At 70.6% G+C, this 10,812-nt stretch carries 9 protein-coding genes; all 9 read right to left on the bottom strand.

Annotated elements, in window-relative coordinates:
- Positions 1–504: 504 nt before the first annotated feature.
- Positions 505–1,818, bottom strand: coding sequence for a tyrosine--tRNA ligase (gene tyrS, locus DEI98_RS07155; protein ID WP_111047955.1), 1,314 nt, complete (start codon positions 1,816–1,818; stop codon positions 505–507).
- 63 nt (positions 1,819–1,881) lie between these two features.
- Positions 1,882–2,580: a DNA-3-methyladenine glycosylase gene (locus DEI98_RS07150; protein WP_111092756.1), complete on the bottom strand. Its 699-nt coding sequence runs from the start codon at positions 2,578–2,580 to the stop codon at positions 1,882–1,884.
- Positions 2,577–4,013: an argininosuccinate lyase gene (gene argH / locus DEI98_RS07145; protein WP_111100334.1), complete on the bottom strand. Its 1,437-nt coding sequence runs from the start codon at positions 4,011–4,013 to the stop codon at positions 2,577–2,579. The genes DEI98_RS07150 and argH overlap by 4 nt, the downstream gene beginning before the upstream one ends.
- Positions 4,014–4,083: 70 nt before the next feature.
- Positions 4,084–5,280: an argininosuccinate synthase gene (locus DEI98_RS07140; RefSeq protein WP_111100333.1), complete on the bottom strand. Its 1,197-nt coding sequence runs from the start codon at positions 5,278–5,280 to the stop codon at positions 4,084–4,086.
- A gap of 18 nt (positions 5,281–5,298) precedes the next feature.
- The gene (gene argF / locus DEI98_RS07135; RefSeq protein WP_071405139.1) at positions 5,299–6,222 is read right to left on the bottom strand and encodes an ornithine carbamoyltransferase; all 924 of its coding nucleotides are present in this window, start codon (positions 6,220–6,222) and stop codon (positions 5,299–5,301) included.
- Positions 6,219–7,442, bottom strand: coding sequence for an acetylornithine transaminase (locus DEI98_RS07130; RefSeq protein WP_111100332.1), 1,224 nt, complete (start codon positions 7,440–7,442; stop codon positions 6,219–6,221). The genes argF and DEI98_RS07130 overlap by 4 nt, the downstream gene beginning before the upstream one ends.
- Positions 7,439–8,491 carry an acetylglutamate kinase gene (argB, locus tag DEI98_RS07125; RefSeq protein ID WP_111100331.1) on the bottom strand — a complete coding sequence of 351 codons (1,053 nt, stop codon included), beginning with the start codon at positions 8,489–8,491 and terminating at the stop codon, positions 7,439–7,441. The genes DEI98_RS07130 and argB overlap by 4 nt, the downstream gene beginning before the upstream one ends.
- Entirely contained in the window at positions 8,491–9,690 is a 1,200-nt protein-coding gene (gene argJ / locus DEI98_RS07120) for a bifunctional glutamate N-acetyltransferase/amino-acid acetyltransferase ArgJ (RefSeq protein WP_181437972.1), read from the bottom strand. The genes argB and argJ overlap by 1 nt, the downstream gene beginning before the upstream one ends.
- Positions 9,687–10,784, bottom strand: coding sequence for an N-acetyl-gamma-glutamyl-phosphate reductase (locus DEI98_RS07115; protein WP_111100330.1), 1,098 nt, complete (start codon positions 10,782–10,784; stop codon positions 9,687–9,689). The genes argJ and DEI98_RS07115 overlap by 4 nt, the downstream gene beginning before the upstream one ends.
- Positions 10,785–10,812: the final 28 nt, after the last annotated feature.

The raw sequence follows: 10,812 nt of genomic DNA, 5'->3' as shown, positions 1-10,812 counted from the left end.
CAAAAGGAATTGCTTCATGACCCAGTCAGCAAGCCGACCAGGCACGAGGTCAATCAATAAATTGGCATTGACAATGTGCACGCTGTTGAGTTCTCAAGGACCAGACGCACTTGCTCCTCGGCTCGAGTTCGAGCTTCAGCCACAAGGCTTGTGTTCTTGGCTTGCCACCGGTTGTTCGTCGGACCCGGAGGTCCAGTGGCTCATCCCGAGGGGAGAGAACCGGTGGGCTTGTCATCCTAGGCGTCGAAGCGATTCGGCGCAAGGCCCGACCTGAACTTCAGTGGAGGATGGTCCCGCTTGAGGGCCGACGTGCTCTGGGCTTTCGCTCCAACCGCTCCGCCGCACCTTTGGGGTGACGAGTAAGAACTATACGCAGCCCTGAGCGAGTGCGCCAAGCCAGCCCCCATCCCGGGCGTGTCGCGTTGTGCAACACACGTCGCCCGGACGCAGCGATGCCCGGTTCCACAGGGGAACCGGGCATCGCAGGGGGTCGAGCAACCGGGATCAGGCGAGCGTCACTCCGGCGAGGGTCTTCTTGCCACGACGGAGGACGAGCACTCCCCCGGGCAGGGCGAGGTCGGACAGCGGTGCGGCGGCGTCCTCGGCTCGGACGTTGTTCACGGAGACGCCGCCCTGGTCGATCGCGCGGCGGGCCTCGCCGAGGGACTTCACGAGTCCGGTCTCCACGAGTGCCCGTGCGACGTCCGCTCCGGAGTCGAGCGTGACCGACCCCGGCAGCGCGGCGATCGCCGACCGCAGGGTCTCCGGGTCGAGCGCACCGAGGTCACCGTTGCCGAACAGCGCGGCCGCGGCATCGATCGCCGCCTGGGTCGCCGCCACTCCGTGCACGATCGAGGTGACTTCGAAGGCCAGGGTCCGCTGGGCCTCTCGTCGGAAGGGCTCGTCAGCGACGGCCTGCTCGAGTCGTTCGATCTCGGCACGCTTCAGGAACGTGAACTGCCGCAGCCGGGCGATCACGTCGGCGTCCGTCGTGTTGAGCCAGAACTGGTACATGGCGTAGGGCGAGGTCATCTCGGCGTCGAGCCAGATCGCGTTGCCCTCGCTCTTGCCGAACTTCGTACCGTCGGAGTTCGTGATGAGCGGGGTCCCGAGGGCGTGCACCGTGGCACCTTCGGCACGACGGACGAGCTCCGTGCCCGAGGTCAGGTTGCCCCACTGGTCCGAGCCACCGGTCTGCAGCGTGCACCCGTACTGCCGGAAGAGTTCGCGGTAGTCGAGCCCCTGGAGGATCTGGTAGCTGAACTCGGTGTAGCTGATCCCCGCATCGGAGTTCAGGCGCGCGGCCACCGCGTCCTTCTTGAGCATCGAGTTGACGCGGAAGTACTTGCCGACGTCGCGCAGGAAGTCGATCGCGGACAACGGGGCGGTCCAGTCGAGGTTGTTCACCAGCCGGACGCCGTTGTCGCCGTCCGGACTGAGGAACCGGGACACCTGGGTCTGCAGCCGGGACACCCACTCCGCCACGGTCTCCGGCGTGTTCAGCGTGCGCTCGGCCGTGGGACGCGGATCGCCGATGAGACCGGTCGAACCACCCACCAACGCGAGCGGCTTGTGCCCCGCGAGCTGCAGCCGCCGCATGGTCAGGAGCTGCAGGAGGTTGCCGCAGTGCAGTGACGGCGCGGTCGGGTCGAACCCGCAGTAGTACGTGATCGGCTCACCGTCGAGGGCCTCTTGCAGCGCGGTCTCGTCGGTCGAGACCTGCACCAGACCGCGCCACTGCAGTTCGTCCCACACCGAGTCGAAGGCGGGGTCGTTCTGCTGGCGCGTCAGGACGTCTTGAGCGGTATCACTGGACACCCCGCCATCGTAGCGGCGACGGACGTCCGGCAGGCGCGGCGGCCGGGAGGCCCGTGGCCGGGTTCACGAGTCGAGGGCACCCTTGTGCCGCCGGTACGTCGAGACCGTGGGGTCACCCGTCAGCCAGAAGCGCCAGGGGTACCCCAACCCGCCGGCGATGCCGCCGACGCCGGTGCGCGGCCCGCGGGAGATCCGTGGGACCGCAGCGCCCGCGGGCGGACCGGCCAGGGTCTCGGACAGGAGCTCGTCGATCACGTGGGCCGGTCCGGCGGAGGCGAGCCGGGCCTCCAGGCCGGGTGCCAGGGTGAGCACGAACGGGCCGGACCCGTCGAGGAGCGACGTGCCGTCATCCTGTCCGAGGACCGCTCCGAGCGCACCACCGAGGTTGCCGGGCCCGCGTGCCAGGGCGACGTCCGCGACCTTCGACCCGCGACGCGCTCGCGCGACGTCGAGACCTTCGACGACCTGCGCACCGCGCAGCAGGGAGCCCGACGAGGTGCCGGCAGGCCCGCTCACGACGTTGACGCAGGTGTGGATGCCGTACGAGCGGTAGGCGTACAGCGTGCCGGGCGGCCCGAAGAGGTGGCGGTTGCGCTCCGTCATCCCCCGGTGACCGTGTGATCCGGGATCGGTGGGGCCGGAGTAGGCCTCGACCTCGGTGATGCGGAGCGCCACGCCGCGCCCAGCGATCGTCGCACCGAGCAGGGCCGGCGCGGCGATCGGGGCGGGCTCGGCGAGCAGCGCGGCGATCCCCTCGGTCATCGCGAGAAGGGCGCGCCCTCGGCCAGGTCGCGGACGCGACGGGTGACGGACGCGAGCTGCTCGGCGACCCGGTCGGGTGCAGTGCCCCCGACGCCGGAGCGCGATGCGACGCTGCCCTCGATGGTCAGGACGGCACGGACGTCGGGCGTGAGGTGCTCGGACACGGACCGGTACTCGTCGTCGGTCGGCTCGTCGAGCTCGATGCCGCGCTCCTCGCAGTACCGGACGAGCGCGCCGGAGACCTCGTGCGCGTCGCGGAACGGGACGCCCTGCCGGACCAGCCACTCGGCGACGTCCGTCGCGAGCGAGAAGCCCTGCGGCGCGAGCTCGGCCATCCGGTCGGTGTCGAAGGTCAGGGTCGCGATCATGCCGGTGAACGCGGGCAGCAGGACCTCGAGCGTGGCCACGGAGTCGAAGACCGGCTCCTTGTCCTCCTGCAGGTCGCGGTTGTACGCGAGCGGCAGTCCCTTGAGGGTCGCGAGGAGCCCGGTCAGGTTGCCGATCAGGCGCCCCGACTTGCCCCGGGCGAGCTCGGCGATGTCCGGGTTCTTCTTCTGCGGCATGATGCTCGAGCCGGTCGAGAAGGCGTCGTGGAGCCGGACGAAGCCGAACTCCTTCGTGTTCCAGAGGATGACCTCTTCCGACAGGCGCGAGACGTCGATGCCGATCTGCGCGAGGACGAACGCGAACTCGGCGACGACGTCCCGGGCGGCCGTGGCGTCGATCGAGTTGTCCGCCGGACGGTCGAAGCCGAGCTCCGCGGCGATCGCGGCGGGGTCGAGGCCGAGCGAACTCCCTGCCAGCGCACCGGCACCGTACGGGCTGACGCTCGCGCGGCCGGCCCAGTCGCGGAAACGCTCGAGGTCGCGGACGAGCGGCCAGGCGTGCGCGAGCAGGTGGTGGGCCAGGAGCACCGGCTGCGCGTGCTGCAGGTGCGTGCGCCCCGGCATGATCGCGCCCGGGTGCTCGGTCGCCTGCTGGGTGATCGCGTCGACGAGGTCGATCACGAGTCGGCCGATGCGCCGCCCGTGGTCGAGCATGTGCATGCGGCCGAGGGTGGCGATCTGGTCGTTGCGGCTGCGACCCGCGCGGAGCTTGCCGCCGAGCTCAGGACCGAGGTCGGCGATGAGCAGGCGTTCGAGGGCGCCGTGGACGTCCTCGTCGGAGTCGTCGGGCTGCAGTGTGCCGTCGGCGTGCGCCGCTTCGAGCCGGTCGAGGCCGGCGAGCATCCGATCGAGCTCGTCGGCGGTCAGGTAGCCCGCGGTGTGCAGCGCCCGGGCGTGGGCACGGGACCCCGCGATGTCGTAGGGCGCGAGCTGCCAGTCGAAGTGCGTCGACTTCGAGAGCGCGGCGAGTGCCGCACTCGGGCCGTCGGCGAAGCGGCCGCCCCAGAGGGCACCGGTGTTGGTGGCGTCGGTCTTCTCGTCGGTCATGTCGTCCTGCGTCGTTTCGTCGGTGCTGGGTCGGGCCGGGGGCTGTTGGTCGGTGCGGGGTTGCTGTCGGTCAGTTCGCCGCGTCGCGGCGGGCGGAGATCTTGCTGGGCAGTGACCAGAGCTCGATGAACCCCCTGGACACGGACTGGTCGAACGCGTCGCCGGTGTCGGACGTCGCCAGGTCGAAGTCGTAGAGGCTCTGCTCCGACCGACGGCCCGTCACGGTGGCACGCCCGCCCTGCAGCCGCAACCGGACGTCGCCGGAGACGTGCTGCTGGGTGTGCTCGACGAACGCGTCGAGGCTGCGCTTGAGTCCGCCGAACCACAGGCCGTCGTAGACCAGGTCGGCCCACTCGGACTCGACGCCGCGTTTGAACCGGGCGACGTCGCGCTCGAGGGTGAGGCTCTCGAGCTCCTCGTGCGCGGCGATGAGCGCGATCGCGGCCGGTGCCTCGTAGACCTCGCGCGATTTGATGCCGACCACCCGGTCCTCGACGACGTCGATCCGCCCGACGCCGTGCTTGCCGGCGACCGCGTTGAGCTCCTGCACCATGCGCAGCACGCTGAACCGCTGCCCGTCGAGGGCGACCGGGACACCGCGGTCGAAGGTGATCGTGACCTCGTCGGGCTGCTGCGGGAGCGCCGGGTCCTGCGTGGTCGCGTAGAGGTCGGCGGCGGGGGCGGTCCACGGGTCCTCGAGGAGCCCGGTCTCGACCGCTCGGCCCCACACGTTCTGGTCGACCGACCACGGCTCCCGTTCCGAGTGCTGGATCGGCAGCCGGTGCTCCTGCGCGTAGACGATGGCGCGGTCGCGGGTCAGGGCGAGGTCCCGCACCGGTGCGACGGTCCGCAGGTCCGGTGCGATCGCCGCGACGGCTGCCTCGAAGCGGACCTGGTCGTTGCCCTTGCCGGTGGAGCCGTGCGCGACGCTGTCGGCACCGAGTTGCTTCGCCGTCAGCGCGAGGTGCTTCGCGATGAGTGGGCGGCTCAGTGCCGAGACGAGCGGGTACCGCTTCTGGTAGAGCGCGTTGGCCCGGAGCGCCGGCACGATGTACTCGTCGGCGAACTCGTCCTTGGCGTCGACGACGAGCGACTCGACGGCGCCGCAGTCGAGCGCACGCTGCCGGACCGCCTCGAGGTCCTCGCCGCCCTGGCCGACGTCCACCACGAGTGCGACGACGTCCTTGCCGGTGGCGTCGCGCAGCCAACCGATCCCGACGGAGGTGTCGAGACCGCCGGAGTACGCGAGGACGACGCGGTCAGCCACTGGTGTCCGATCCGTCGGCTAGTCGTTGGCGAGCAGCCAGGCCAGCAGCGCCTTCTGGGCGTGCAGACGGTTCTCCGCCTCGTCCCAGATGATGCTGCGCGGGCCGTCGATGACGTCGGCGGTCACTTCGAACCCCCGGTCGGCCGGCAGGCAGTGCATGAAGACGGCGTCGTCGGCGGCGTGCGCCATGAGCGCGTCGTCGACGCGGTACCCCGCGAAGGTGTCGAGGCGCGACTGCTTCTCGGACTCCTTGCCCATCGACACCCAGGTGTCGGTCACGACCACGTCGGCACCCGCGACCGCGGCAACCGGGTCGGTCACCACGAGGACGGAGCCGCCCGTCACGGCGGCGCGTTCCTCGGCGTCGGTGACGACCTGCGCCGACGGGGAGAACTCGGCGGGGGCGGCGACGCGGACGTGCATGCCCGCTGTCGCCCCGGCGAGCAGGTACGACTGCGCCATGTTGCTCGCACCGTCGCCGATGAACGCCACGGTCTGCCCGGCGAGGGCGCCGCGGTGCTCACGGATGGTGAGCAGGTCGGCGAGGAGCTGGCAGGGGTGGAAGTCGTCGGACAGCGCGTTGACGACGGGGACCGTCGTGCCGGCGGCCATCTCCTCGAGCCCGGCCTGACCGTAGGTGCGCCACACGATCGCCGACACCATGCGCTCGAGCACGCGGGCCGTGTCCGACGGGGTCTCCTTGCCGCCGAGCTGGCTGTTCGCCGTCGAGATGATCAGCGGGCTGCCGCCGAGGTCGGAGATGCCGACGTGGAAGGACACCCGGGTACGGGTCGACGACTTGTCGAAGATCACTGCGACGCTCTGCGGACCGGCCAGCGGCTTCTCCGCCCAGCGGTCGGCCTTCATGCGGTCGGCGATGTCGAGGATCGCGGACTGCTCGGCCTGGCTCAGGTCGTCGTCGCGGAGGAAGTGGCGGGTCATGCGGTGGGCTCCTGCGCTGCGGCGACGGCCGCGAGGCTCTGGGCGAGGATCGACAGGAACTCGTCGATCTCGGCGTCGGACACGATGAGCGGCGGCGCGATGCGCAGGCTCGACTCGTTGGGGGCGTTGATGATGAGGCCGCGCTCGAGGGCGGCTGCGTTGACGGCCGGGCCGATCGGACCGGTCAGACCGACGCCGATGAGCAGGCCGGTGCCACGGACCTCTTCCACCAGCGGGGAACCGATGGCGCGGATGCCGTCACGGATCCGCTCGCCCTTGACCACTGCGCCGGCGACGAGTTCCGCACGCTCGATCTCCTCGAGCACCGCGTTCGCGACGCGGGTGCCGAGCGGGTTGCCGCCGAAGGTCGACCCGTGTTGGCCGGCCGAGAACAGGTCGGACGCCCAGCCGAACGTGACGAGGGCGCCGATGGGGAAGCCACCGGCGATGCCCTTCGCGACGGTGATCGCGTCCGGCGTCACGCCGTGGCCCTGGAACGCGAACCAGTTGCCGGTCCGGCCGACACCCGTCTGGATCTCGTCGAGGATCAGCAGTGCGCCGTGCTCCGCGGTCAGTCGGCGTGCCGCCAGCAGGAAGCCCTCTGGCAGGTCGACCACGCCGGCCTCGCCCTTGATGGGTTCGAGGATCAGGGCTGCGACGGAGTCGTCGATCGACGCTTCGAGCGCCTCGATCGAGGTGTCGATGTGCTCGACACCCGGGATCATCGGCAGGAAGTCCTGCTGCAGCGCGGGCTTGCCGGTGAGCGCGAGCGCGCCCATCGTGCGGCCGTGGAAGCCCTGCTTGAGCGCGAGGATCCGGGTCTTGGTGCCGTCCGCACCCTTGTTGAGGCGAGCGAGCTTGAACGCGGCCTCGTTCGCCTCGGCGCCGGAGTTGCCGAAGTACACGCGGCCCGCGTCACCCGCGCCGGTGATGCGCTTGAGGCGCTCGGCGAGTTCGAGCTGCGGCGGGGTGGCGAAGTAGTTCGACACGTGCACGAGCTTCGCGGCCTGGTCGGCGATCGCCTCCACCAGGGCGGGGTGCGCGTGGCCGAGCGAGTTCACCGCGATGCCGGCGAGGAAGTCGAGGTACTCGTTGCCCTCGACGTCCCAGACGCGGCAGCCCTGGCCGCGCTCGAGCATGATCTTCGGCGGGGTCAGGGATCGCATGAGCGACGCCCCGAACCGGTCGTTCCAGGTCTCGGTCTGCGTCTCGGTGCTCACTGCTGGTGTCCCTTCTCGTTCGTACCCGCCACGTGCTGGCCGGTACTGCTGTCGATCGACGGCGACGCGACGCGACGGCCGATCTCGGCGTGGGTCATCTGGTTCTCGGTTCGTCGGCTCGGGTCCGGGATCACCTCGGTGCCCGCACCCCGCAGGGTGAAGACCTCGAGCAGGATCGAGTGCGGGATCCGGCCGTCGATGATCGTCGCACCGCCGACCCCGCCGACCACGGCGTCGAGGCACGCGGTCATCTTCGGGATCATCCCCGACTCGAGGCTCGGCAGGAGCTCGCGGAGCTCGTCGACGGCGATGAGGTCGACGATCGAGTCACGGTCGGGCCAGTTGCGGTACAGGCCGGGAACGTCGGTGAGCATCATGAGCTTCGAGGCCCGCAGCGCGATCGCCAGGGCACCCGCCGCAGCGTCCGCGTTCACGTTGAGTGCCTGGTCGGGGTGCGCGTCGTCGATCGCGATGCTCGAGACGACCGGGATCCGGCCGGCCTCGATCGCGGCGAGCACACCGGACGGGTCGACGTGGGTGATGTCCCCGACGTGGCCGAGGTCGTACTCCTGCCCGTCGACGACGACGCCCTTCTTCTCGCCGGTGAACAACGAGCCGCCGTCGCCGAACACGCCGACGGCCAGGCCCTCGCCGTGTTCGTTCACCAAGTCGACGATCTCGCGGTTGACCTCGCCGGCCAGGACGTCGCGGACGACGGTGATCGCCTCGGTCGTCGTGACGCGGTAGCCGCCGCGGAACTGGGACTCGATGCCCTGTTCCTTGAGGGCGGCGGAGATCTGCGGCCCCCCGCCGTGCACGACGACGGGGTGCAGGCCGGCGTAGCGCAGGTAGACCATGTCCTCGGCGAAGGCGCGCTTCAGGTCCTCGTTCACCATGGCGTTGCCGCCGAACTTGACCACGACGACCTTGCCCGAGAAGCGCTTCAGCCAGGGCAGCGACTCGATGAGCGTCGCGGCCTTGACCGCGGCGAACTCGTGTTCTTCTTCCTTCGTGAGGGGCGTACCGGCCCCGTTCGTGTCCGCCGCCATCAGCTGGAGTACGCGCTGTTCTCGTGCACGTAGTCGTGCGTGAGGTCGTTGGTCAGGATCGTGGCCGAGTGCGTGCCGACACCGAGGTCGATGCGCACGTGGGTGTCACGCGGGGTCAGGTCGACGGAGTCGCTCGGCTCGTCGGGTGCGCCCGCGTGGCAGACCCGGACGCCGTTCATGCTGACGTCCACCGCGTACGGGTCGAACTCGGCGTCGGTGGTGCCGATCGCTGCGAGCACCCGGCCCCAGTTCGGGTCGTTGCCGAAGACGGCCGCCTTGAACAGGTTGTTCCGGGCGACGCTCCGGCCGACGGTCACGGCGTCGTCCTCCGTCGCGGCGTGCACGACCTCGATCGCGATGTCGTGGCTCGCACCCTCGGCGTCCTGCTGCAGCTGGCGGGCCAGATCGGCGCAGACCGCGGTCAGGGCTTCCTGGAAGTCACCGACCTCGGGCGTCACGCCACTCGCACCCGACGACAGCAGCACGACCGTGTCGTTCGTGGACATGCAACCGTCGGAGTCGACCCGGTCGAACGTGATGCGGGTGGCGGCGCGGAGCGCCTGGTCGAGCTGGTCCGGCGTCTGCACGGCGTCCGTCGTGATGACGACGAGCATCGTCGCGAGACCCGGGGCGAGCATCCCGGCGCCCTTGGCCATGCCGCCGACGGTCCAGCCGTCCTCGGTCACGACGGACTGCTTGGCCTTCGTGTCCGTCGTCATGATCGCGGTCGCCGCGTCCGGGCCGCCGTCGCTGCTGAGTGCAGTGCTCGCCAGGTCGACGCCACGGAGCACGTTGTCGCGGAAGGTCTGGTCGCCCACACCGATGAGCCCGGTGGAGCAGACGACGACGTCGCCGGCTCCGATCCCGAGGGCGTCGCCCACGGCTTCGGCCGTCAGGTGCGTGGTCTGGAAGCCGAACGGGCCGGTGAAGCAGTTCGCGCCGCCGGAGTTCAGGACGACGGCACGGGCGACGCCGTCCCCGACGACCTGGCGGGACCAGATGACGGGGTGCGCCTGGGCTCGGTTGCTGGTGAAGACGGCGGCCACGGCCGCGTCGGGGCCGTCGTTGACGACGAGGGCCACGTCCGGCTTGCCGCTGGTCTTGAGGCCTGCGGTGACACCGGCGGCGCGGAAGCCCGCTGCCGCGGTGACGCCCTGGAGGCCCGGCTCGGTCTGGGTAATCGTGCCTGCGTCGGTCACGGTGCGACTCCGTCCACGCTGAGGCCCGTGGTCTCGGGGAGACCGAGGGCGATGTTCGCCGACTGGACGGCGGCGCCGGCCGTGCCCTTGGCGAGGTTGTCGAGCGCGGTCACCGCGACGACGCGGCCGGCGGCCTCGTCGACGGCGATGCCGACGAGCGCGGTGTTCGCACCGATCGTGTCCGCGACCCGGGGGAACTCGCCCTCGGGCAGCAGGTGGACGAAGGGCTCGTCGGCGTACGCCTGCTCCCAGGCGAGTCGGACGTCGCGTGCGCTGACGCCGGGCGAGAGCTTCGCGGTGGTGGTCGCCAGGATGCCCCGCGACATCGGGACCAGGACCGGCGTGAACGAGATCGTCACGTCGGCGGCCCCCGCGACCTGCAGGTTCTGCTGGATCTCGGGGACGTGCCGGTGCGAGCCGCCGACGGCGTACGCGCTGGCGGACCCCATGATCTCGGAGGCCAGGTAGGTGGTGGCCAGCTTCTTGCCGGCACCGCTCGGGCCGACGCTGAGCACCGCGACGAGGTCGTCGGACTCGACGAGGCCGGCCTGGATGCCCGGCTGGATGCCGAGCGTCACCGCGGTGACGTTGCAGCCGGGGACCGCGATGCGCTTCGTGCCGACCAGGGCGGAACGCTGCTTGCCCTGCGATGCGATGTCGTCGACCTCGCGCCATTCATCGGCCGAACCCGGGGTGGGCGCCGCGAGCAGGAGCTCGGGCAGACCGTACGTCCACGCGCCGAAGTAGTCACCGCCGTAGAACCGCTCCCACGCCGCCGGGTCCGTCAGCCGGTGGTCCGCGCCGCAGTCGATGACGAGCGCGTCGTCGCCGAGTTCCGCGGTGATCGCACCCGACTGGCCGTGCGGCAGCGCCAGGAACACCACGTCGTGTCCGCGCAGCGTCTCGGCCGTCGTCTCCGCCAGCGTCAGGTGCGCCAGGGAACGGAGGTGCGGCTGCGTCGCGATCAGGGGCTGTCCGGCGTTCGAGAACGCCGTCACCGTCCTGACCTCGAACTCGGGGTGGGCGGAGAGCACGCGCAGGAGCTCACCACCCGCGTAGCCGGAGGCTCCCGCCACGGCGACGGATACGGACATGGGATTCCACCTTTGGTCGGACTGGTCG

The sequence above is a fragment of the Curtobacterium sp. MCLR17_034 genome (genome assembly GCF_003234485.1).
GTDB lineage: Bacteria > Actinomycetota > Actinomycetes > Actinomycetales > Microbacteriaceae > Curtobacterium > Curtobacterium flaccumfaciens.
Note: the sequence above shows the minus strand (reverse complement) of the source record. Positions and strands in the feature narration are given on the sequence as shown.

Excerpts from the sequence above, each read along its gene's own strand:
- argB (WP_111100331.1), bottom strand. The coding sequence starts at position 8,491 with ATGGCGGCGGACACGAACGGGGCCGGTACGCCCCTCACGAAGGAAGAA.
- argH (WP_111100334.1), bottom strand. The coding sequence starts at position 4,013 with ATGACCGACGAGAAGACCGACGCCACCAACACCGGTGCCCTCTGGGGC.
- argF (WP_071405139.1), bottom strand. The coding sequence starts at position 6,222 with ATGACCCGCCACTTCCTCCGCGACGACGACCTGAGCCAGGCCGAGCAG.
- DEI98_RS07150 (WP_111092756.1), bottom strand. The coding sequence starts at position 2,580 with ATGACCGAGGGGATCGCCGCGCTGCTCGCCGAGCCCGCCCCGATCGCC.
- DEI98_RS07115 (WP_111100330.1), bottom strand. The coding sequence starts at position 10,784 with ATGTCCGTATCCGTCGCCGTGGCGGGAGCCTCCGGCTACGCGGGTGGT.